General features: G+C 63.6%; 16 protein-coding genes, 2 pseudogenes and 1 other annotated feature. Of the genes and pseudogenes, 13 read left to right on the forward strand and 5 right to left on the reverse strand.

The annotated features are described in order from the left end of the window. The first annotated feature begins 65 nt into the window (after positions 1 to 65). From QE360_RS18690 to QE360_RS18720, 7 genes are all read left to right on the forward strand, one after another. The gene (locus tag QE360_RS18690) at positions 66 to 416 is read left to right on the forward strand and encodes an antitoxin Xre/MbcA/ParS toxin-binding domain-containing protein (protein ID WP_307104866.1); all 351 of its coding nucleotides are present in this window, start codon (positions 66 to 68) and stop codon (positions 414 to 416) included. A gap of 17 nt (positions 417 to 433) precedes the next feature. After that, entirely contained in the window at positions 434 to 952 is a 519-nt protein-coding gene (locus tag QE360_RS18695) for an RES family NAD+ phosphorylase (RefSeq protein WP_309704320.1), read from the forward strand. Positions 953 to 1192: 240 nt separating this feature from the next. Continuing rightward, entirely contained in the window at positions 1193 to 8545 is a 7353-nt protein-coding gene (locus QE360_RS18700; protein WP_309704322.1) for an autotransporter outer membrane beta-barrel domain-containing protein, read from the forward strand. A 144-nt stretch (positions 8546 to 8689) separates the two neighbouring features. Further along, a complete protein-coding gene (locus QE360_RS18705; protein ID WP_309704325.1) occupies positions 8690 to 9238 on the forward strand; it encodes a type II toxin-antitoxin system RelE/ParE family toxin in 549 nt (182 codons plus the stop codon). A gap of 193 nt (positions 9239 to 9431) precedes the next feature. Further along, a complete protein-coding gene (locus QE360_RS18710; RefSeq protein ID WP_309704328.1) occupies positions 9432 to 11789 on the forward strand; it encodes a TonB-dependent receptor in 2358 nt (785 codons plus the stop codon). Continuing rightward, complete coding sequence (locus QE360_RS18715) at positions 11789 to 12628, forward strand: tyrosine-protein phosphatase (RefSeq protein ID WP_309704330.1); 840 nt, start codon at positions 11789 to 11791, stop codon at positions 12626 to 12628. The genes QE360_RS18710 and QE360_RS18715 overlap by 1 nt, the downstream gene beginning before the upstream one ends. 218 nt (positions 12629 to 12846) lie before the next feature. Next, positions 12847 to 13158, forward strand: coding sequence for a hypothetical protein (locus QE360_RS18720; protein ID WP_309704332.1), 312 nt, complete (start codon positions 12847 to 12849; stop codon positions 13156 to 13158). 207 nt (positions 13159 to 13365) lie between these two features. Here the strand turns inward: QE360_RS18720 and QE360_RS18725 are convergent. After that, positions 13366 to 13805 (reverse strand): annotated as a pseudogene (locus tag QE360_RS18725) (transposase); the annotation flags it as partial. 53 nt (positions 13806 to 13858) lie between these two features. Here QE360_RS18725 and QE360_RS18730 point away from each other — a divergent pair. After that, positions 13859 to 15087 (forward strand): IS3 family transposase gene (locus QE360_RS18730; protein WP_309704334.1). Its coding sequence is split into 2 segments (ribosomal slippage): positions 13859 to 14147 and positions 14147 to 15087, totalling 1230 coding nucleotides; the frame shifts between segments, so codons are not numbered across the junction. After that, positions 14140 to 14256, forward strand: a sequence feature (AL1L pseudoknot). It overlaps the preceding gene by 117 nt. Before the next feature lie 39 nt (positions 15088 to 15126). Here the strand turns inward: QE360_RS18730 and QE360_RS18735 are convergent. Continuing rightward, positions 15127 to 15536, reverse strand: a pseudogene (locus tag QE360_RS18735) (helix-turn-helix domain-containing protein); the annotation flags it as partial. Between the two features lie 89 nt (positions 15537 to 15625). Then, the gene (gene kdsA / locus QE360_RS18740) at positions 15626 to 16453 is read right to left on the reverse strand and encodes a 3-deoxy-8-phosphooctulonate synthase (protein WP_309704336.1); all 828 of its coding nucleotides are present in this window, start codon (positions 16451 to 16453) and stop codon (positions 15626 to 15628) included. A gap of 191 nt (positions 16454 to 16644) precedes the next feature. Between kdsA and QE360_RS18745 the strand changes: the two genes are divergently transcribed. The 4 genes from QE360_RS18745 to QE360_RS18760 all read left to right on the forward strand — a co-directional run bounded on the left by QE360_RS18745 (position 16645) and on the right by QE360_RS18760 (position 20681). Then, positions 16645 to 17640, forward strand: coding sequence for an SIS domain-containing protein (locus QE360_RS18745; RefSeq protein WP_405052691.1), 996 nt, complete (start codon positions 16645 to 16647; stop codon positions 17638 to 17640). An 11-nt stretch (positions 17641 to 17651) separates the two neighbouring features. Next, positions 17652 to 18458: a 3-deoxy-manno-octulosonate cytidylyltransferase gene (kdsB, locus tag QE360_RS18750; RefSeq protein WP_309704338.1), complete on the forward strand. Its 807-nt coding sequence runs from the start codon at positions 17652 to 17654 to the stop codon at positions 18456 to 18458. Further along, complete coding sequence (locus QE360_RS18755; RefSeq protein WP_309704340.1) at positions 18455 to 19066, forward strand: histidine phosphatase family protein; 612 nt, start codon at positions 18455 to 18457, stop codon at positions 19064 to 19066. The genes kdsB and QE360_RS18755 overlap by 4 nt, the downstream gene beginning before the upstream one ends. Before the next feature lie 373 nt (positions 19067 to 19439). Then, the gene (locus QE360_RS18760) at positions 19440 to 20681 is read left to right on the forward strand and encodes a beta-3-deoxy-D-manno-oct-2-ulosonic acid transferase (protein WP_309704434.1); all 1242 of its coding nucleotides are present in this window, start codon (positions 19440 to 19442) and stop codon (positions 20679 to 20681) included. Here the strand turns inward: QE360_RS18760 and QE360_RS18765 are convergent. Then, positions 20678 to 21259, reverse strand: a complete 582-nt coding sequence (locus QE360_RS18765; protein ID WP_309704342.1) for a sterol desaturase family protein — start codon at positions 21257 to 21259, stop codon at positions 20678 to 20680. The genes QE360_RS18760 and QE360_RS18765 overlap by 4 nt on opposite strands. 191 nt (positions 21260 to 21450) lie before the next feature. Between QE360_RS18765 and QE360_RS18770 the strand changes: the two genes are divergently transcribed. Then, positions 21451 to 22215 carry an SDR family NAD(P)-dependent oxidoreductase gene (locus tag QE360_RS18770; protein ID WP_309704343.1) on the forward strand — a complete coding sequence of 255 codons (765 nt, stop codon included), beginning with the start codon at positions 21451 to 21453 and terminating at the stop codon, positions 22213 to 22215. 13 nt (positions 22216 to 22228) lie between these two features. Here QE360_RS18770 and QE360_RS18775 read toward each other — a convergent pair whose 3' ends face one another. Beyond that, on the reverse strand, positions 22229 to 23695 hold the full coding sequence (locus tag QE360_RS18775) for an LTA synthase family protein (RefSeq protein ID WP_309704345.1): 1467 nt from the start codon (positions 23693 to 23695) through the stop codon (positions 22229 to 22231). Positions 23696 to 23913: the final 218 nt, after the last annotated feature.

Genomic DNA, 23913 nt, shown 5'->3' on the forward strand with positions numbered 1-23913 from the left:
CGCCTGTCAGGCTCGTCTTGCGAATGGGGCAAAAAACAGGCATATAACGGGCAAGGAGTGTGCCGATGCTCGCCGCCTTTCTCGACGATATCCGCGATCACGACATGATCGCCCCGCGCCGCATGGCCGAGCGGTTGCGGCTGCCGCTGACCCGGCTGGCCAAGCTGGCGCAGGTCAACCGCAACACCATGGCCGCCAAGCCGGGAAGTCCGGCGGTCCAGGCGCGGCTCGGCGAGATCGCACGGATCATCGCGCGCGCGGCCGAACTGTCGGGCGACGAGGGGCGCGCGATCATCTGGTTCCGCCACCAGCCGCTGCCCGGTTTCGGCAAGACCCCCGAACAGCTGGTCGAGGAAGGCCATGCCGCGCTGGTCCTGGGCGACCTGGATCGCATGGCCGAGGGGGTCTATTCCTGACGGCCAAGGGGGACGGGGTGCCCTATCCCCTGCGCGCGCTGCGCTGCCCGCTCTGGCGGATGCTGGCGATCCGTTACCAGCGCGATCCCTGGTCGGGGGAGGGGGCGCGGCGGCATGGCGGCCGCTGGAACGCGCCGGGGCAGGCAGCGCTCTATCTGGGCACCGACCACGCCACCGCCATCGCCGAATATTATCAGGGCCTCGCCAAGCCCGGCACCCTCGCCCCCTATCGCCTGGACGCGACCGCGATCGCCGACCTGACCGACGGACAGGGCCACGCGGCCGACGAGCGGATCGCCCAGGCCCTGGCCGCACCCTGGAAGGCCATCGCCGGAATCGAAGGCGGCCTCCCGCCGAGCTGGGCGCTGGCGCAGGAACTGATCGCGCGCGGCGCGGAGGGCGCGCTGGTCCCCTCCGCGCAGAATCCGGGCGGCACCGCGCTGGTGCTGTGGCGCTGGCACCGTGCGGATGAAATGGGGGAGGGCGCGGCGCTGGAACTGCTCGATCCGGACCATGTACTGACGCCGCATCCCTGAGCGGCGCCGATTTGCTTCGGTGCCGTCGACCGGCAACTGGCCGCGCAAGTGATCGGATCGCCCGATCCTTTGCGACCCCCGAACCGTCAATGATGGAAATTCGGTAACCCCGGTCGCACCAAGAAAAGACAAATGACTTTATTTCGTCATGACGATTATGTCATGATTTCACGTGACATGACCTCGGCTTCATCATAGGAATCGTACGACAATTGGGGGTTTCGAAAAATGGTGAAGGCAATGTCGCGCGCTCGGCAGGTGAAGGCGCGCGCTCTGGAATCGAGTGCCATTCTGCTTGCGGTGATGGTGGCGGGCCCGGCCTTCGCCCAATGCACCCCCGATCCGACCCAGGCCAACACCACGACGACGTGCAGCGGCACCGACAGCAACGGCCTGACCGTCACGACCTCGGGCACCACGGTCGATGTGGCGACCGGGGCGACGGTGACGAACAGCGGCGCGCCGGCCATCGCCTTTGCGATCCCGACCTCGGCCACCAGCTATCCCTATGGGGTGCTGACCGTGGGCGGCCGGGTCGATGGCGCAGGCCAGACCGGCGTGCAGTTCGTCCGCCAGACCACCGCCAACAGCTATTCCAGCGGCCAGCTGTCGGTGACGGTGCGCGCGGGCGGCAGCATCAGCGGCGCGAACGGCATCGTCCTCGGCCAGACCGGCAACGGCTATGGCAGCACGACCGCGTCGATCGACAATAGCGGCACGATCAGCGGCACGGGGACCGGCTCGGACGGCTATGCGCTGCTGTCGAGCAACCCGACCTATGCGGGCTTCCAGACGATCACCAACCGCGCAGGCGGCACGATCGGCGCGATCAGCGGCCCCGTCGGCACGCTGACCAATGCCGGCACCATCGATGGCGGCAGCCGCAGCGCGATCGATGTGGGCGCGACCTACAGTTCTGTAGTCTATGGTTTCAACTGGACCAACAGTGGCGCGATCCGCAGCGCCAGCACCACTGCGACGCTGGCCAATGTCCGTACCTCGACGCTGACCAACAGCGGCACGATCGCGAATACGGGCACGGGCGCGGCCATCGCCGGCATCGGCGTGTCGCTCGTCAACCAGGCCGGCGGTCAGATCACCACCGCCGGCACCATCGCCATCCAGGGTAGTGGCGGGGTCAATCTGGTCAACAGCGGCACGATCGTCGGTGGCATCACGACGACCGCCAACCAATATGGCTATGATACCAGCACAGTCGACAACACGCTCGGCACGATCACGGGCGATCTTCGTCTGGGCACTGGCAACGACACGCTGACCGTCGGCTATGCGAACGGCGCGATCCGTACCGGAATCAGCGGCGCTATCGACGGTGGGGCGGGCACGGACACGCTGCGCGTTCGCCTGACGAGCGACACCAGCCTGTCCTCCGCGCTGACACTGCCGACCAATTTCGAACAGCTGACCCTGGTTACCGATGCGAAGATGACCGCCACGCTGGCAGGCGGCTTTGCAACGACGGGGACCTTGCGCGTTGGCGGCGACGGCACGCTGGTCAACAATACCGCGCTCAGCGGCACCGGCACGGTCCTGGCCGACGAATATGCCTCGTACAGCGCGGCCATCGTGAAGAATGCCGGTAGCATCACCGGCACGGGATCGCAGGTCGACAGCTTTGCCGTATCGCTGGGTTCGGTGAAAAGCTTCGAGAATAGCGGCACGATCACCGCGACCATGGGCGGCCTTTCGTTCTCCTCGCAAGGTACGGTCGTCAATTCGGGTACGATCACGGCAGGCGGGACCGCCGTGTCGCTGATCGGGAGCTTCACCAATTCGGGCACGATCCGCTCGACCGGCGGGATCGGTGCGATATTGTCGGCGTCGTCGGGGGCCACCCAGACCAATAGCGGCCGGATCGAGGGCTCGACCGCCGGGGTCCAGCTGTCGAGCAGCCTGAACAACAGCGGCACGATCACCGCGACGGGGACCGGTCTGTTCATCAACGCCTATGGCCGGCTCAACAACCAGGCGGGCGGCGTCGTTACCGGGGGCACGCGCGGTATCGGGCCGAACGGCAATTTCACCGTGTTCAGCGCCGAGATCGCCAATGCGGGTACGATCAACGGCAGCGTGACCTTCGGCGGGACGTCGTCGGACTATTTCTACGGCACCAACATCTATTACGCGCTGCCCGGCGGTATCCTGAACGGCGATCTGACGCTGTCGAGCAGCGACCTGCTGGTCGCCGAACTGGCGGGAACCAGCGGCGACCGCTTTGCGGGGATCAATGGCACGGTGTCGGGTTCGGGGGCGGGGTTGCGCCTGCGTGTTCGCAACGACACGAGCACGACGCTGCCGACCTCCACCACATTCGCCAAAGTCGGCTATGAGCTGTTCGACAAGGCAACGCTGACCCTGACCGGCACGCCTTCGGGTCGGGCGCTGACCCTGGCCGGGCAGGGAACGGTGGACGTCACCGCCGATATCGCCACCACCATGGGGGCGGCGATCTCCACCCTCTCGCGCACGACGGCACCTGGCGAGAGCTCTGCCGCCAACGCCCTGACCATCATCAGCCGCGGCACGTTGTCGCTGGTCCCGGCCAACACCAATCTCTATCTGGGCGGGGTCGTCCTGCTCGGCAGCACCGATATCTTCACCAATATCGGCACCATCGCGGCCAGCGGGCGGACCACCAACGGCTATAACCCGATCGCGGCGATCTCGGGCGGCAAGACCGTGACCAACCAGGGCACGATCACGCTCGACGGCGCGGTCGGTGCCCAGGGCGTGCAGAGCTTTACGAACAGCGGGCGCATCGTTCAGGCCACGAATGGCCGCGCGGCAACCGGCGTCTCCGGCATCGGCACGCTGGTCAACAGCGGCACGATCGAGGTGGGCGGCTCGGCCGTCCTGCTCGATTACAGCGGCTATGCCACGGTGATCGAGAATAGTGGTCGGATCGCCAGTACGGGCGGCGTCGCGATCGCCCAGAGCTATAATTCCGGTTACGGCATCACGATCCGCAATCTGGCCGGTGGCACGATCGCGGGAGCGACGGGCCGGTCTGCGATCCAAGTGGCGGGCGGCCAGATCGTCAATGCCGGTACGATCACCGGCGACGTTGATCTGGGCTACACCACCTATGGCGGTCGTTCCTACGCCAGCGCGGTCTATACCGGTAATGGGGGCACGCTGACCGGCAATCTGCGCTTCGGCGATGGCGATGACCTGTTCGTCGAGACGGACGGCCAGACCGGCGTGACCGGGACAATCGATGGGGGCGGCGGGACGGACACGTACCGTCACGCCTTCACCAAATCGGCGAGCGCAGCACTGGGCAAGCTGACCGCCATCAATTTCGAGCGCGAAGACGTCCAGGCGATCGGCGCCGATACGGTCGTGACTATCGGAGCCGACGCTGCGCTGACGTCGCTCGGCCTCCGGGGCGATGGCCAGATCGTCAACACCGCCAATGTCGATGGCGACGTCACCATCGGTGACGCCAATTATTACTACTACCAGCCGCAGCCGCAGGCCATGCTGGCCGCCCTGACCAACCAGGCCGTCGTCAAGGGCGCCATTTCAGGCCAGGTTTCGCGCTTCACCAACACCGGCACGGTCGGCGATGCGGCGCTGAAGCGCACCGCCGTTTCCATCTATGCGGTCGGCGACCTGAGCTTTACCAATTCGGGCAGCATCCTGAACGACGCCAGCCGTCGCGGCGTCAACCTGTCGGTCAATGGGGGGGCGATCACCGCCACCAACAGCGGATCGATCGCCCAGGGGTTCAACGCCTTTGCCAGCGACTACAGCTATTACGGTACGACGCCCCCGGACGCGCCGCAGCCGCAGAAGATCGCGCTGACCAACAGCGGCACCATCGCCTCCACCGACGAGGGGCGTTCGGGCGTCCTGCTTCAGATTTACAATAATCTGGGCGGGTCGATCCAGTTCGACAACAGCGGCACGGTCACGCAGGGCGTCAACGCCTATGCGGGCCGCTACAGCTATTACAGCGCGTCGGCATCGGACCCCGCGCAGCCCTTTGCGATCGCCGTCACCAACAGCGGATCGATCACCGCGACCGGGCAGGGCGGGTCGGCCGCCCTGCTGACCATCGACGATTACCGGGGCACGGGCGGTTCGATCCGCCTCGACAATAGCGGCACGATCGACGCCAGCGGGACATCGGGCTATGGCGTCCGCGCCGGTTTCAACGGCTCCGGCACCACCACCACCGGCGCCCAGAGAATCGCCATCACGAACAGCGGCACGATCCGCGCCAATTGCGGCGGGGTGACGATCACCGATCCCTATGCGGGCGCCAGCGTCCCGAAGGATCCCACCGCCCCCACCACCTATATCGCCGCGGCCGTGTCGGTCTTCGGCAACGGCACCGCGACCGCCACGATCACCAACGCCGCGACCGGCACGATCGAGGCGACCGGGCCGCTGTCCGTCGCGGTCAGGGCCAACGGCGCCGCGCTCGACCTGACCAATGCCGGGACGATTCGCGGCGGGGCGGGCACCACGCTGGCCGCCAATGACACCCTCGTGCGCCAGATCGGCAGTCCCTATCTGGCGGGGGCGATCCACAGCATCGGCGCGACCGACGACAGGATCGTCAACACCGGCAGCATCTTCGGGTCGATCGCGCTGGGCGACGGCAATGACCGGATCGAGAATTACGGCCGGATCGAGGGCAATGTGTTCCTCGGCGCGGGCGACGACACCTTCCTGCACCGCGCCAGCGCGACGCTGGTCGGGACGGTCGATGGCGGCACGGGCACGAACAGCCTGATCGTCGACGCGACCGGGGGCGGGACGGTCAATGGCGACCAGTTCGTCAATTTCCAGCGCTTCAATCAGGTCGGACAGGGCAATGTCACCTATGCCGGTACCTTCCGCTTCGACACGATCGGGGTCGCGGGCGGAACGGTGACCGTCGCGGCGGGCCAGACGCTGACCAGCACCGGCCCGGTCACCATCACCGGCACCGATGCGAACGAGACGGTCGTCAATTACGGCACCATCGCCGGTTCGGTCGCGCTGGGCGGCGGGAATGACAGCTTCGTCGAGGGCGCGGGCTCGCGCGTCCTAGGCACTCTCGATGGCGGCACGGGCACCAACCTCTACGGCGTGCTGCTCGCGGGCGACCGCAGCGGCATCGGCCAGCGCAGCAATTTCCAGCAGTTGGCGGTGACCGGCACCGGCACGCTGTCGCTGACGCTCGACCAGAGCTTCGACACGGTCGCGCTGGCGGGTACGGGGCTGAACGTGGCGCTGGCGGGCAACCGGATCGGATCGGTCACGGGCTCGGACGCGGCCGAGCAGCTGCGCGTCGATGGCGATATCGCCGGCGTTTCGCTGGGCGCGGGCGACGACCTGCTGGCGCTGGGCACGACCAATGCGGCGGGCCGTTACGATGGCGGCGCCGGCACCGACAGCTTGCGCTTCGCCGCCAATGCGCCGGTGGTGCTGAGCGGGGTGGCGACCGGATTCGAGACTGTGTCGCTGACCGGCAACGCGCTGACCGTCACCGGTTCGCTGGGGTCGCAGGGTGCGCCGCTCGGCTTCGGTGACGGCGATACGGCGCTGACCGTCGCCAAGGGCGGCACGCTGGCCGGGGTCATCGACCTGGGCGCGGGCAATGACAGCTTCCGTCTGGCGGCGGGTTCGGTCCTGATCGGCAGCGTCGCGGGCGGCGCGGGCAACGACACCGCCACGCTGGAGCTGGCGGGCAATCAGATGCTGGCGGCGGGCACGCTGACCGGGTTCGAGACGCTGGCGACCGAAGGGACCGGCGCGCTGACCCTGACGGGCGCGCAAAGCTATGCCCAGGTCAACGCCGCGACCGACCTGACCATCGCCTCGGGCAGCAGCCTGACCGCGGGCCAGCTCGCCTTCACCGGCGGGAACCAGCGCTTCACCATCGCGGGCACCTTTGCGGGCGCGGTCGATGGCGGGGCGGGCACCGACACGATCGCGCTGTCGGGCGGCACCGCTGCCGCGCCGGTCGCCTTCACCAACGTCGCCAATGTCGAGGCGCTGGCGATGACCGGCGGTTATGCCACGGTGTCGGGCAATGCCGCCTTCGGCTCGGTCGATATGGCGAGCGGCCGCCTGGTCGGTTTCGCCGGGTCGACGATGAGCGCCGCGCAGTTCCTGGTTCGCCAGGGCGCGACCTTCGGTTCGGCGGGGACGGTCAACGGCAATGTGACGGTCGCGGGCATCCTCAGCCCCGGCGCGTCGCCAGGCACGATGACGGTGAACGGCAACGTCACGCTGGCCAGCGGCTCGCTGTCCTATTTCGAGCTGACCCCGACCGTGTCGGACAAGCTGATCGTCAACGGCGCGATGACGATCGGCAGCGGATCGACGTTGCAGATCGTCTCCAGCGGCGCGCTGCGCCCCGGCACCTCCTATGACCTGATCGTCGCCAGCGGCGGAATCTCGGGCAGCTATGCCAATGTCCTGAAGCCCGCCGACCTGTTCGGCTTCATCGTCCAGCGCGCCGACCGCATCCAGCTGCTCGGCCAGTTCCTGGGCGATGCCGCCTTCAGCCCGCAGGTGGCGCGCAGCATCGACTATGCCAATGCGACCCTGGCCAAGCAGCCCGCGACCAGCACGCTGTTCGCCGCGCTCCCGTCGCTGCTGACCCCCTCGGGCGCGTCCAATCCGCGTGGCTTCGCGCAGATCACGCCGGAGGCCTATGCCTCGGCATCGCAGATCGGCGTCGACAATGCATTGGGGCTGGTCCAGGCGGCGCGCGGGCCCGCCTTCGCCACCACGCGGGAGGATGCCGGCGTCTTCACCTTCGCCCAGACGCTCGGCCAGTGGCACACGCTGGGCGCCGACCGGACCCAGGGGACCAGCACGGCGCAGACGCGCGGCTATGGCTTCCTGGGTGGGGTCGGTTACGGCGATCGCCAGTGGATGATCGGCGCGTTCGGCGGCTGGCTCGACACGCGTCAGTCGATCGCCCCGCTCGCCGCCTCCACCAGGGCCGATGGCGTGGTCGCGGGCGTGCATGGCCGCTATGCGATGCCGAACGGCTTCGGCTTCGGTGCGTCGATCGTCTATGACGGTGCGCAGGCGCGGACCACCCGCGCGCTGCCGGGCACGGCCTCGGGCTTCGGCCGCTATGACCTGCACACATGGACCAGCGACCTGTCGGTCCATTATGCCGCCGAGATGCCGGAGGGCTGGGCACTGACCCCGCGCGCCGGGATCACCTATCTGCGCACCCGCCGGGCGGGCGTGGGCGAGACGGGGGGCAGCCCCTTCGCGCTCACCGTCGCGCGGCGCGATCTGGTCGCGGGCTTTGCCGATGCCGGGATCACGGTCGGGCGCAGCGATGCGTCGGACGCGCCGTTCCGCCCGTTCGTGACGCTGGGCGCGCGCTACCAGATCGAGGGCAACCGCGCGGTCGCGCTGGGCGGCTATGCCGGGGGCGGCCTGGGCCTGGTCGCGCTGGGCGCCGCCCGCGCGCCGCTGGTCGGCACGGCCACGGGCGGGGTCGCCTATCGCTTCCGCAACGGGATCGACCTCTATGCGACCGGCAGCGCGCAGACCGGCCGCGACGATCACCAGGAAACGATCGCGGCGGGCCTGCGCCTGCGTTTCTGATCGACCGGGGGTGGAGCGGGCCAGGCCGCTCCACCCCTTGCTCCTCACAGAGCGGGCAGGCGATATCCTTGCAGCCTCTGCCGTTATGAATTATTATGAACAGCATCGATGGATGCGAGTTCTACGATGGGTGAATATGCCAGAATGACCGTCGTGGTCCCCGAGCCGATGGCGGAGACGATCCATGCCGCCATCGCGGCGGGAGAATATGCGTCGGCGAGCGAAGTGGTGCGCGATGCGATGCGCCTGTGGAACGAGCGCCGGGCCTTTCGTGCGGAGGAATTGCGGCTGCTGCGCGACGCATGGGACAAGGGCAAGACCAGCGGTATTGCCGGTCCACTCGACATGAAGGCGATTATCGCAGAAGCCCGAGGCGAAGCCGACGCGCTGCGGGCTGAGATGACCGCGATCGTCCTATCGCGTCGCGCCCGCGAGGATTTCAAACGGATCTGGACCTATATCGCGCGGGATGACGACCATGCTGCCGACAGGCTGCTGCTGGCGCTGGACGCCAAGATCGAAAGGTTGCGGGATTTCCCCGGCATCGGCACGTCCCGCGACGACATCCGACCAGGCGCCCGCACGCTCGTTCATGGGCGCTATCTGATCCTCTACGAGCATGACGCCGACGCCGATCAGGTCGAGATCGTTGCGGTTGTCGAAGGCGTGCGCGACCTCGACCGCCTGTTCTGAAGGCGACGTTGCTGATGGACGGCACGGATCGCAGCGATATTCTCGGGTTGCCGGGCTCGGCGTAGGATTGACCCGCCCCCAAGATGACACAATCGTCATCATAAAAACCGCAGCATCCCCGCAAAACGTCATCAAGCCGCAATGATCCGGTACCAAGGGACGGCCGCATAATCCTTTGGGGGGAATCCATATCATGACCTCGTTCAACCTGCGTTTCGCGGGGCGGCTCTTTGCGTCCAGCGCACTGGCTCTTCTGCTTGCCACGCCCGCCTTTGCGGCCGAGCCCGAACCGGCCAAGACCGCCGCGCCCGACGACCAGAAGACCAATGCCGACGGTTCGCTCAACGAGGTCATCGTCACCGCCGAGAAGCGCCCCCAGAGCCTGCAGAAGACCCCGATCGCCATCTCGGTCCTGTCCGCCGAGGATCTCCAGAACCGGCACGTCCAGTCGCTGGTCGACCTTCAGGACGGCGCGATCCCGTCGCTTCGCGTCGCGCCCTTCTATTCGCGCAACTCGGCGCTCATCATGAACATCCGCGGCATCGGCGTGCTGGCCGACAGCAACCAGCCCGCGCGCGATCAGGGCGTGGGCGTCTATATCGACGGCGTCTACCTCGGCCGCGCCCAGGGGCTGGGCACCGCGCTCTACGATATCGAGAGCATCGAGGTGCTGAAGGGTCCGCAGGGCACGCTGTTCGGCCGCAATACCGAAGGCGGCGCGGTCAGCATCGTGACCAGGAAGCCCACCGGCCAGTTCGGCCTCACCGCGACCGCCGGCATCGGCAATTTCGGCAGCCACAAGGCCGAGGCGCATCTCAACCTGCCCGAATGGCATAATTTCAGCGTCAAGCTGGACGGCATCGTCACCAAGCGCGACGGCCTGGTCGCCAACCCGCTGCCCGGCCAGGCGGACTTCAACGGCTTCGACCGGCACGGCGCGCATGTCGAGATACTGTGGAAGCCCGAAAGCGGCGTCAGCGCCGACTATGCCTTCGACACCTCCTATGACGCCTCGACCCCGCTCTATCTCCAGGCGATCACGGCCGGAACGCTGGCCCGCGCGCCCGCCTTGCCGCTCCAGCCGAACCGCGTCCGCACCGCCAGCATCGGCGTGCCGCAGCAGGAGAGCATCGGGCGCACCCATGGCCACCGCCTGACCCTGGGCCTGGACATCGCGCCGGGGCTCCAGCTCAAGTCGATCACCGCCTATCGCGAGCTGAACCAGAGCCAGTATGACAATGGCGGGCAGAACAGCTCGACCTACAAGCCGAACGGCGCGTTCAGCCGCTACAGCCTGGCCGGGTTCGCGCAGAACCAGTTCAGCCAGGAAATCCAGCTGATCGGCGACACGCCGCGCCTGAAATATGTCCTGGGCGCAATGGCTTACCGCGAGCATACCGAGGACAATGCCCAGGCGTTCAACTCGATGCTGTGGAACGCCAACGGTACCGCCGCCACGGTCGCCACCTATAATATCGCGACCGTCCCCTATGACCGCGCCAGCCGGATCACGACGCGCAGCATCGGCGCGTTCGGCCAGGCGACCTGGACTCCGGGAATCGCCGACGACCGGCTGCACCTGACCGCGGGCGCGCGCTATACCCGCGACATGAAGCGGGGCGAGCTGTTCATCGTCAACGGCAAGACCCCCAGCGTCAACGGCGTGGTCGCGCCGCGCGCGCTGGACGCGGCCTGGTCGCGGGTCGATCCGCTGGTGACGCTGGCCTATGACGTGACCCAGGCGGTGCATGTCTATGGCAAATGGTCGGAGGGCTATAAGTCGGGCGGTGCCAATTCGCGCTCGCTGACCTATGCGCCGTTCAACCCCGAAACGCTGTCGATGTTCGAGATCGGCGCCAAGAGCGAGTTCCTCGACCGCCGCGTCCGGCTGAACCTGGCCGCCTATACCGGCGCGTACAAGTCGATCCAGATCGACTTCCAGGCCAATTATTTGCAGTTCGACGCGAACGGCAAGCTGCTGGAGACCACCCGCACCACGATCGAGACGACCAATGCGCCCGGCACCGGCCGCGCCAAGGGGATCGAGGCGGAGCTGACCGTCGCGCCGATGGCGGGCCTGACGCTGACCGCCAGCTATTCCTATAACGACCTGACCATCCCGGCGACGGTGAACCCCTTCCCGCAGGGGGTGAACGGCACGGTCGTCGCCACGCCGATCAAGATCTATCCGGTCTATACCCCCGCGCACGCCGCCAGCGGCGCGATCGATTATGAGCGGCCGATGGGCGATTACAGCCTGGTCGCGCATCTCGACGCCAATTACGACAGCGGCTTCTATGCCAATTACAACGACCCCGCGCCGGGGGTGAACCAGCCCAAGGGCGATCCGGGCTTCATCGTCAACGGCCGGATCGGCGTGACCGACATCGCGCTGAACGACACCGGCGCGCGGCTGAGCGTGTCGGCCTGGGCGCGCAACCTGCTGAACGAGCAGCATCTGTTCTACAAGACGCTGAACACCGCGACCGGCATGTCGGGCTTCTTCAACGAGGCGCGCACCTATGGCCTGGAAGCGACGGTGAAGTTCTGATGCGCCGCGCGGTCGCCCTGGCGATGCTGCTGGCGGTCCCGGCGGGGGTGGGGGCTTCGGCGCCCGCCCCGGTGGCGGGGGCGGTGCACCGCCGCGTGCTGCCGCTTCAGGGCGGCCGCAATTTCCGCGATCTGGGCGGCTATCGCACCAGTGATGGCCGGACGGTGAAATGGGGGCTGCTCTATCGCTCGGGGCAGATGCACGACCTGACCCCGGCGGACTACGCCTATCTGCAAAGGCTGGGCATCCGCACCGTCTGCGACTTTCGCGACACGCGCGAGCGGGCGGGCGAGCCGACGCTCTGGCCTGCGGGCCGCAAGCCGAAGGTGTTGAGCGACGATTACGCGCTCGACATGAGCGGCCTGGCGCTGCCCGGCGATCCGTCGACCTGGACGCATGAGCAGGTGGTCGCGGCGATGACCGCGACCTATCCGAAACTGCTCGACCAGTTCAACGGCCAGTACCGCCGCATGTTCGCCGAGCTGTTGGCGGGCGACGTGCCGCTGGCCTTTCACTGCACGGCGGGCAAGGACCGGACGGGCGTCGCGGCCGCGCTCCTGCTGACCGCGCTGGGCGTGCCGAGGGCGACGATCGTCGAGGATTACCTCCTTTCCAACCAGCACATGGCCCCGCCGCCCGCCCACCCGACCGGCTTCTGGGCGAAACTCTCGCCCGAGGCGGCGCGCACCTTCGCCGGGGTCGACCGCCGCTATATCGACGCGGTGTTCGCGGTGACCGACCGCCATCCGGGCGGGACGATGGGGTATCTCCAGGACGAGCTGGGCCTGGGGCCGAGCCAGATCGCGAAGCTGCGGGCGCTGTATCTGACCAGGGGGTGATGCAGGAGCGGCGGGCAGGATCGCGCCCGCCCGATGCCTCGCTGCCGAAATTGTCAGATACCATTTATGGCCAGACAGCGCGCTTGATACGCCTTTGGTGACTCGCGGCCGGATGGGCGGTGTGATGCGGGCGACGGTCGAGCATTTTCACGCTCGCCAAGCTCGACATCCCTCGTGTCGAGTCCCTCGTCGGGGGCACCGATATCGGCCAGACCGGGTTGATCGGCCAGAATGTGCTGGGGCTGGCCGATGTCGAATATGACCTGCCCGACAGCGTGGTCCGGCTGTTCGGCTCCGATCATTGCGGCAAGGCGATGATGGCCTATTTGACACAAAGCCAGCCGCATTTCGAGATCGCGATCGAGCCGCGCACCGGCAGCCAACACCATATGGTCGGCACGGTCGAGCTGGACGGCGCCAAGCCCATCGCCACCTTTAAAATTGGCGCCGCGCGACCATTGTCTCGCTGCGCGCGACTGCGGTGGCGCTCGCCCCGCATCTGCCCGACCGCGCGCGCAAGTACGTGTTGACCTGACGCGGGGTAGAGCCAGTCCCACCGTCGCTTGGTCCAGCACTTCGACGCATGTCATCGCTTCGGGAGATCGGTCAGCCGGATGTCGTTATCCATCGATCATGAGCCGAGGTGCGTCCGCTTCCACTGTCGAATTTCATAGATCGCCCCCCGATAGAGTTGTTCGATACCGGGGTCTTAACCGGGATTCTAGAGCGGTTTCCGTTCAGTCTGGGTCATGGCCGCAAGAGCTGAAGTAGTCGGCCCACTTCTGAGGCTGGAAGAAGCAGACAAGCTTGCCGATAAGGGACCACAGCCCTGCTACGTCCTCTCGCCGGCTTTTCGGAGTATGGCTTTGAGGCGGGAGAAGGCCTTTTCGATCGGGTTGAGGTCGGGGCTGTAGGGCGGAAGAAACATGAGCGGTGTACCGGCCGCCTCGATCAGATCGGGGATGCTGGCGCGCTTGTGGCTGGATAGGTTGTCCATGATGACCACGTCGCCGCATCGGAGGTCGGGTACGAGGACCTAGTCGATATAGGCCTCGAACCAGTCGCCGTTGATCGGGCCATCGAGGACCATCGGTGCGACCATGCCGGTCATGCGCAGGTCTGCGATCAGCGTGGTCCTCTTGCGATGGCCATGCAGGTAACCCATCCGCAACCGCTTTGAACCGCCCCGGGTTTGTCGGAGGCTCCAACTCCTGAGAAGGTGGAGCCTGTATGAGTAAGACGACGAACAAGTTTGCGCCTGAAGTCCGCGAGCGAGCGGTAAGGATGGTGCTGGATCACGAGCGCGATCACCCATCGCGATGGGCAGCGGTAGTTTCCATTGCCGAGAAGATTGGCTGCGTTCCGCAGACGCTGCATGAGTGGGTAAAGAAGGCGGAGGTGAACAGCGGCAAGCGCGCTGGCGTTCCGACCGAGGTCGCTGACAAGATGAAGGCGCTAGAACGCGAAGTCCGCGAGCTTCGACAGGCCAACGAGATCCTGCGCAAGGCATCCGCATATTTTGCCCAGGCGGAGCTCGACCGCCCATTCCGGCGATGATCGCCTTCATCGACGATCACCGTAAATCCTATGGGGTCGAGCCGATCTGCCGCGTCTTGCCGATCGCCCCATCGACGTATTTCGAGCGTGTCGCGCAGCGGCAGGATCCAATGCGCCTGTCGGCGCGGGCACAGCGGGATCAGGTTCTCAAGCCCGAGGTGGCGCGTGTGTTCGCCGAGAACTTCGCGGTCTACGGCGTCCGCAAGGTCTGGCGGCAGATGATGCGCGAGGGCTTCCCGGTCGCCCGCTGCACTATCGAGCGGCTGATGCGCGATATGGGTCTACAGGGCGTGATCCGGGGCAAGCCGGTTCGCACGACGATGAGCGACAAAGCAGCGCCGTGCCCGCTGGATCACGTCAACCGCAGGTTCTACGCGCCAGCGCCGAACATGCTGTGGGTGTCGGATTTCACCTACGTCGCTACCTGGGCGGGGTTCGTCTATGTCGCCTTCGTCATCGACACTTACGCGAGACGCATCGTCGGCTGGCGGGCGAGCAGGACAGCGCATGCCAGCTTCGTCCTCGATGCTTTGGAACAAGCGCTTCATGACCGCCGGCCGGCCCATCGAAGCGGTCTCGTCCATCATAGCGACCGTGGGTCGCAATACGTCTCCATCAAATACACCGAGCGCCTCGCCGAAGCCGGGATCGAGCCATCGGTTGGCAGCGTCGGCGACAGCTACGACAACGCTTTGGCCGAGACGATCAATGGCCTCTACAAAGCCGAGGTGATCCACAGGCGTGGGCCGTGGCGCAGCTTTGAAGCCGTCGAATACGCCACGCTCGAATGGGTCGACTGGTTCAACCATCGCCGGCTGCTGGAGCCCATCGGCAACATCCCGCCTGCCGAAGCCGAAAAGCAATATTATGCTGCCGCGGAGAACCTGGATATGGCAGCGTAACTCACAACCCACGGCCTCCGGCAAACCCGGGGCGGTTCACTTGCCTCGCCGGCAGCGGCCGTGGCTGCGGGTCATGTTGGTTGCTGTCCACGTTTCGTCGATGACACCAAACGCGCGGAGTCGAAATCGAGTTGGCCGTCGAACCATGCCTCCCGCTGGCTCAGGACGTCGGCGCGGCCCAGCTCCCGGCGCAGTTCGTTAAGCGTGATGTCGCGCCGCGCTTCGTGCAGCGCCAGAATCACGGGCGCATGCGCCTTGATCCGACGCGACCGCGTGTCCCCGCGCTGCACCTTGGCGGCATAGCCACCCGTGCTGCGGCGCTGATCGTGCCAGCGGATCACCGTCGCGGCCGCCACCCCGAACCGTCGCGCCGCAGCCCGGCAACTCATCCCCTCGTCAACAGCCGCCAACGCTCGCGACCGCAGGCCCATCGACAACGGCTTGCCCATCCATGCTGGCCTCCATCCAGCCAGCATCCTGAATCAGATCACCGCACCAATCGAAATCCTTCATCGACTCAGGTCGGCCGGAAACCGCTCTAGCCTTTTACGACGGCGTCGATAGCCATTAGTCTGCGCAATAGCGGCTCCATTTCGTGCAGCGGCACTGCATTGGGGCCATCCGATAAAGCTTGATCGGGATCAGGGTGCGTTTCCATGAATAGTCCAGCGACACCTGCTCCGACGGCAGCCCGTGCCAATAGCGGTACGAACTCGCGCTGCCCTCCGGATCGGTCACCCTGTCCGCCTGGCAGTTGCACCGAATGGGTCGCGTCGAATATCACCGGGCATCCGGTTTCCTGCATGATCGCAAGGCTACGCATATCCGATACTAGGTTATTGTAGCCGAATGAAACCCCTCTCTCGCAAACCGTAAAATTATCTGGGTCGCCTCCAGCCGCCGCGGCTGCCCCGCGCGCCTTTGCCACGACATTCTTCATGTCGCCCGGTGCCATGAACTGCGCTTTCTTAATGTTGACCGGCTTTCCGCTGCCTGCAACCTTGGCAATAAAATCGGTTTGGCGTGCCAGAAATGCGGGTGTCTGAAGCATGTCGACCACGTCTGCAACGGCGTCGACCTGATCCATCTCATGCACATCGGTCAGAACCGGAAGGTCGACCTCTGTCCGCACCTTGGCGAGGATACGCAGCCCTTCATCGATCCCCACTCCTCGGAAGGAATCTCCAGAGGTCCGGTTTGCCTTGTCGAAAGAGCTCTTATATATCAGAAAAATGCCCAATCTGTCGGCTATGGCCTTGAGTTTCTCGGCAGTGGAAAGGGCCAAATTTTCGCTTTCGATGACGCACGGTCCGGCGATCAAGAACAACGGCGCATCATTGCCAACCTGCCTGCCCAAAAGCTTCATTTGCCGTCTGCTTTCCTTGGTCTGATACGAATGTTGTTCGACCCAAGCCATTACCTGAAGCGGTGTTCGATAAGGATTGGATCAATCTATGCCTTGCGGTATGGCAACCACGACAGCTGTTATGTCGTGTTAGCGTAGCGAGAGGCCCGTTTGCTATATGCAAAAGTGGCATGCGCCGGAAGGATTGTGTGTTGCGTACCATAGAGGCAAAGCGGATATCCGATGCCGTACTGACGTCCGGTTTGAATACCCTACAGATCGAGAGTGAGGCTTTGAGTGTCCTCGCTGCCGCTTTGCAAAGCTCTCCGTTACGTGAGGCGTTCGTTCAGACCGTTACCGCGATCGAGGCGACGACGGGGCGGGTGATCGTCAGTGGCATGGGTAAAAGTGGGATCATTGGACGCAAGATCGCAGCCACGATGACTTCGACCGGTACGCCCGCGATATTCATCCATCCGGGTGAGGCAAGCCATGGCGACCTGGGGATGATCACCTCGGAGGATACGGTATTGGCCATCACATGGTCAGGCGAAACGACCGAGCTTGGCGACATGATCGCCTATTGTCATCGCTTTGGCGTCAAACTGATCGTAGCGACCGCAAAACCGGACAGCACGGCGGGTCGTGCAGCAGATATCTGCCTGATACTCCCGCATGTCCGCGAAGCATGCCCACATTTGATGGCCCCGACGTCTTCTTCCACGCTCCAGGGCGTATTGGGTGACGCTTTGGCCATCGCGTTGCTTGAACGCCGTGGGTTCTCCAAATCTGATTTCCTCACTTTTCACCCTGGCGGTCAGTTAGGTGCGCAACTTACGACCGTTGAGCAATTGATGGGCCGGGGCGACGAGGTTCCTATCGTGCGTCTGGGTGCATCAATTATGGACGCGACGTTCGAAATGAGCCGCAAACGCTATGGATCGACAGCCGTTGTCGATGCGAATGGCAAGTTGGTGGGTGCCTTCACCGATGGTGACCTGCGCCGCAGCTTTGCGACTCAGCGTCTTAACGACGAGATAGAAAGTCATATGACGCCGAACCCATTGTTCGTGTGTTCAACGACGCTGTCGACCGAGGCACTGCGCATCATGAACGAGAATGCGGTAACCGTCCTATTCGTCTGTGAAAACGGAAAACCGGTCGGTGCCCTGCATGTGCACGACCTGCTTCGTGCAGGTATAGCTTGAACAGACACCCCGTGGACTTGATCGTTGTCCCCGCCCGCTTTGGATCGACGCGGCTGCCGGGCAAGCCACTAATCCCTATTGCCGGACATAGTCTATTGGCACGTGTCGCGCATGTTGCACGGGCTGCGGCGGAAATGGCCGGACGATGCGATGTGGTGATTGCAACGGATGACCCGCGGGTCGCGGATCATGCTGCTTCTTTGGGCTATCCCGTCACAATGACCGCATCCAATATCAGCTCGGGATCAGGAAGGGCCTTTGCGGCCGCCATGCAGCATGACAAGCGTCCCGACATCGTCGTCAATCTCCAGGGCGACACCCCCTTCATTCCCGCTGCCATGGTTGCGGCCTTGATCTCTGCGGCCCGGGAAAACATGGCGGCTTGCGTCACACCCGTCGTCCGGCTTGATTGGAAGGCGTTGGATGCCATGCGTGCGCATAAGCAGCGCTCTCCATTCAGCGGCACGACCTGCGTGCGTAATAGTGTGGGGAAAGCGCTATGGTTTTCAAAGGAAGTTATCCCTGCGATACGCGACGAAGCCGCCTTACGCGAACAGGAGTCGTTCTCACCCATTTTTCGGCATCTTGGCCTCTATGCGTATCGGTTGGAAGCCCTAGAGCGGTTTGAGGCCGAAGCCCCTTCACGATATGAACAGCTCGAGGGGCTGGAGCAGCTGCGCTTTCTTGAAATGGGACTGGACGTCCAGACGATCGAGGTGACCCCTCCGGATCACGCGATGTCGGGTATCGACACGGCAGAGGATATCCTGATGGCCGAAGCCCTGATACGCCGCTTCGGGGATCCCCACGGCCGATGAAGCGGACTTTCGTCATCGTACGCCACGGCAACACTTTTGCCGAAGGGGAAACGCCCCGCCGCATCGGTGCATGCACCGACCTGCCGCTCGTTGCTTCGGGCCGGTCTCAAGCGCGACGGCTGGGGGCATGGTTCGCAAGCCAGGAAAAGGCGGTGACGCGTATCTTGACATCGCCTCTGCGGCGCACCCGAGAAACGGCCGAAATTATCCGTTCGACCCTACCCGTTGCCCCACCATTGGACGTTTCGGACCTCTTGGCTGAGATCGATCATGGCCCAGACGAAAATCAGCCTGAAGAAGTGGTGATCAGGCGGATCGGGCGTGCGGCACTGGCCGCATGGGATAGCCTGGGCACCGCCCCCCCCGGGTGGACATCCGATAGCCAAGCCAGGATCGTCGGTTGGCAGACGCTGTTCGACCATGACACGAACGATACGACGCTGCTCGTCACGAGCAACGGCGCAGCCAGGTTCGCATTGCTGGCCGATGCGCAACTGCGAGAACAGGCTACTGCGCGTCCATCGTTGAAGCTCCGGACGGGCGCGTTCGGTGTGATCGAAGCGGACGCCCTAGGCAAACGACTGTTGTGTTGGAATTGCCTGCCGTGATGGGACATATTTTCTTTCTATGAGCGTCTCTCTTCCCCTTCTGCGGGGGCCAGATTTCCCAGACGGTGTACCTGACCTGTCCGTCATCGTGTCTGCCGAACCCGACATGGCGATTGACGATGCCGAGATCGACCGCGTCTTTTCCTTGATTCGGCATGCTCGCGTGGGAGGAGCATTTTGGGCACCGCCCGCGCCGGATACTAGCTACCGATTGATCTATCGCCTGCGGTCCGCCGAAGAAGGGATTCCTTCAAGGCCCCCGCGAGACCGAGCATACTGCCTACCCGTATCGGCGAACATCGACCCATGGTCAGTACTCGGCCCCAATGTGCACGTGATCACACACGGCGACGATGAATGGGCCGCATTGACCATGATTGCGGGAGGAACCGTAGAACTTACGTCTCCGGGCATTTATGGCGGGACCGAGATCGATATTCGCGAGCGAACCGGTAACCACCTGCTTCGTGCACGATACCGCGATCCGTTCACAGGGGCGGATGCGAATATCGAGACTGTAATTGCTCAGCTTGCACTATGGCGACGGGTGTTCGACGCCAATCGCGGGATTGTCGCGGCCTGTGGGATCTCGTGGTGGAAGCGCCGGGAGATCACCCGCTTTCTATGGTCGCCTGGCAAGCGGCTTCGCTTCATGCGATCCGAAGAGCGGGCTATTGCCCATGCATCGCGTGTTGGGGGAGCCGTCGCCGTTTGGCCTTCACGCATATCGGCGGGCATGCCACGACGCGCCGAAGCCGCAGGTGTACCACTGATCCGGGTCGAGGATGGCTTCGTTCGATCGATCGGTCTTGGCAGCGACATGGTGCCTCCCTCTTCAGTGACCGTTGATCGCCGTGGCATTCATTATGATCCCGCCCGCCCCAGCGATCTGGAGGCTCTACTCGCCAGCCAGCAATGGTCGCCGGCATTGCTGGAACAAGCTCGTGTTTTGCGAACAAATATCGTGGCAGCACGGATCAGCAAATATGCCGGAGGTGGTGGGCATGACTTCCCCGAACGTCAGTCGGAACGCCGCCTGATACTGGTGCCTGGACAGGTCTCGGATGACATGTCGGTTCGGTTGGGCGGCGGAGGACTGTCTGACAATCTGGAGTTGCTGCGGCGCGCTCGTTCTCTCGAACCCGAAGCTGAGATATGGTTCCGGCCCCATCCCGATGTCGATGCCGGTCATCGCAAAGGGGGGGTACCGGACAGTGATGTCTTGACCGTGGCCAATCGGGTGGTCCGGGGCGGGGGAATGGCCGAATTGCTCGACCGCGTCGATGGAGTCCATGTCCTGACATCTTTGACGGGCTTCGAGGCGCTGATGCGTGATCGTGACGTGACTTGTCACGGTATGCCCTTCTATGCGGGATGGGGATTGACGCGTGATCTCTTGCCTTGCCCACCTCGACGCGGGCGGATGTTGACTCTCGATCAGCTCGTCGCCACCGTCCTGATCCTCTATCCGCGGTATCTTGATCCCGTTACCGGTTTGCCTTGCGGGCCGGAAACCCTGATTAGTCGCATGACAACCGGCGAGACGGTCAATCGACTAGGATGGGTAACGCGCATCCGGCAAATACAAGGACGATTGATGAAAATGCGTCGTTAAGACGGAATGTCCGACCGAGCATGTATCCCTTTGGCGGGAAGGTAAGAGCGGAACAGGCGATCCCAGAAGATCGCCGTGATGGCATAATTTCCGTCTTTCCCGGCGTAATGATGCCGCAGGTGGTGGCGGCGCAACGCCCCCATCAATCCGCCCCGTAGCGGCAGTTGGTGGCAGGCGTAATGCACGGTATCGTAGATGACATAGCCAGCGGTGAAGCCGGCCATGAAAATCAGCGCCTTGGTCCCCAACAGCCAAACAGCCATTCCTGTCAGGCCGGCCACCCAAGGGATGCTGACCACCAGCGGCATCATATTCCGATACGGGTCGTTTGGATCGACATGGTGGTTGCCATGCATGAGGAAGCCAAGAGACTGGCCGATTCGCGAGTTCGAGCGGAGATGAAAAACGAAGCGATGCATGGCATATTCGAACAAAGTCCACGTCAGCAGACCGCCCAGCACCAATCCTGATCCGCCAAAAAGCCCAACCGTTCCCCAACCAGCCCACATAATCAGCGAAAGCAGTATCGCCCATGTCACAAAGAAGGTACGCGGCGATATGATCGTCAGGCGTTCCACAAAATCATTATGGAACAAACGGAGACGCGGCGAAGCTCTTTTCCCGGTTCTGCGCCGAGACGGATGCCAATCATTTTGACGCGTTCCCATGCTGGCTATGGACAGGGCTACGTTAATTCTGTCAAGCGAACATGCTGCAACGCGCAATGATTGGCCTCAAACTAGCCACTTGCCACCGCAACAGAAATCGGATGAAAAAACCGGAAGATATTCTCATTACGGGTGCATCCAGCGGACTGGGCGCCGCCCTTGCTCGCCACCATGCCTATCCTGGCGTGCGCCTAAGGCTTTGGGGGCGGGATCAGACACGTTTGGAAGGTGTGGCGCGGGACTGCCAGCTCGCCGGAGCTACGGTTACGATACGGTCGCTCGACCTCATCGACAGCGCAGCAGCCGTGGCCGCACTTATTGACGATGATCTGCGAGCACCAGTCGATATCGCCATATTAGCAGCCGGTTTGGGCGACATCGCATCTGCGGGAGAATGCGGCGAGGATCCTGCAAGAGTTCTAAGGTTGGGCGTGATAAATTTCGTCACGCCCGCAGCCATGGCGGCTGCGCTGGCCGAACGCATGGCGGCTCGCGGATGCGGACGCATCATTCTGATCGGCTCGGCGGCAGCCTTTCATTCTCTTCCCTTTGCGGCTGCCTATGCTGGCACGAAGGCCGGATTAGCGCGGTTTGCCGAGGCGCTTCGGATTGGGGTCGCATCCTATGGCGTTCAGGTGCTGCTGGTTTCGCCTGGACCGATAGATACGCCTGCCGGGCGTAAGGTGCCTGTGCCCGGCGCCTTGCTGATGCAACCAGAGATTGTAGCAAGACGCATAGACCGGGCAAGCAGGCAGGGAAGGGGCCATCTGATTTTACCATGGCCATTTCGTTTACTGCGTCTCGTTGACGCATTTTTACCCAGCAGGCTGCGTGATCGGGTGCTTCGCGACATCCGCCCCTCCTGAGCGCGGCGCGTGCCTAATCTACCATCTGCAATATGGCATGATGCAGTGCGTCTGGCGTAAGATCAGTCGGCTCTGCGGACAAAATCTGTGTATCTTGTGCAAACCGTAGCATGACATAAGGGGTATGACGTACCGGCCCCGGCTCGATCGCGCCGGGTATGCTTGGCCGATGATCGCCGAAAAATATCAGCAGCGCGGTGCGTCCGCTATTGGCCAGATGGTCCATCAAATCTGACAGCATCGCGTCGCTGTTGCGCACATGATGGAGATAGGCTTCCAATCCTCCAGACGATCCTGGGACCCGATCCTTCATCCATGGACCATGATTTTCCATGGTCACGGCATAAAGGAGCGTGGGTTGAGTGGCCGCATCGATCAGATCGCACAGCTTGGCACCCACTGTCCGATCGCCAACATACCGCCCCTTACCCGGAGGCACAGGGGGAAAATGATCAGCTCCGACCATGCGATCGAATCCGATTGCCGGCATCAGTTGATCTCGCCCGTAAAAGCGCAGGTCATGTGGATGCACGAAGACGCAATCATACCCTATGGCGCCTAGCCGCGTCGACAAGGCATAGGAGGCTTCGCCCCGAGCTGTGAGAAACGGGTCATAGCATCGAAAGCCGAGCTCGGCCTCGCTGCGTCCGAACAACACGCCATATTCGGTTCGCATCGTGTAGGCGCCAAAGCCACTGACGTTCAGATCGCCCCATCGACATGATGCGGCCCGTGCCCGCATCAGACCGGGCAGCGTCAGTTCGACATTTGCAGTCAATGCGACCGGGTCGGCAAAGGATTCGCACTGCACGACCACGATCAACTCCGGAGTGGTCGCTGCTTCGTTTGCCTTGACGCCACTAGGAGTGGGAAGGGCAGGCGGATCGCCAGTTTCATGCCAACGTTGCCAGTATAGCAGCAAGCTGGCGATAAGGCCGTGACGCCGCAAATCGGCTTCGGCATCCGGGCGCGGCGCCAGCTTGGCAAAGGCCGAACTATGAAGCGTCATACCCATGATCACGATAGTTGCCAACATGAGCGCAAGACCGACAAGGTGCGGGCCAAGATCCGGCACGAATAATTTGGCGAGTGCGCCTAGGAGCGCCAATCCAATCAGGATCGATATCCACTTCTGATATCCCGAAAGCGCGCTAAAATAGAAGCCTGGCTGGCGGAACAGTGCGGCAAGTAAGGCAAAATCAGAAAACAGAAGATGCTCGCCGAGCATTGCATACTTTGCATTAGACGCGGTAGAGATTAGCGCGAGCAGCGCGCAAACCATTCCACCTGCAACTATAGCGTTGCCCGAGATAGCAAGGAAAAAGCCGAATGATATGGTAACGCATAGTATATTGAGTACCATGCCCTGCCATCTTCGGCAAAAGACATGCCGCCATCCTTTTGGGCGCACGAATATATCGAACGTCAGACCACATAGTTGCGCGACGAAGAATGACAGGAAACCTAATATGATTGTCACTTACAAGACATCACTCGCAATAAGTGGCATGACACCGGCATAAGGATCTGCGGTAACAGCCAAACACTCATCCCATATAACAAGGGATGCGTACACTGTCACGACAGATGGCCTTGCATCCGGAACCCAGGATCGGTTAGCCGCCATCGACCGTGCCGATGGCACCATGAAAAGCAAGGAACGGCGATGCGTTGCGCCCGGCGACGTATGGCTGATGT

It is taken from the genome of Sphingomonas sp. SORGH_AS_0789, from assembly GCF_031453055.1.
In the GTDB taxonomy this organism is placed as follows: Bacteria; Pseudomonadota; Alphaproteobacteria; order Sphingomonadales; family Sphingomonadaceae; genus Sphingomonas.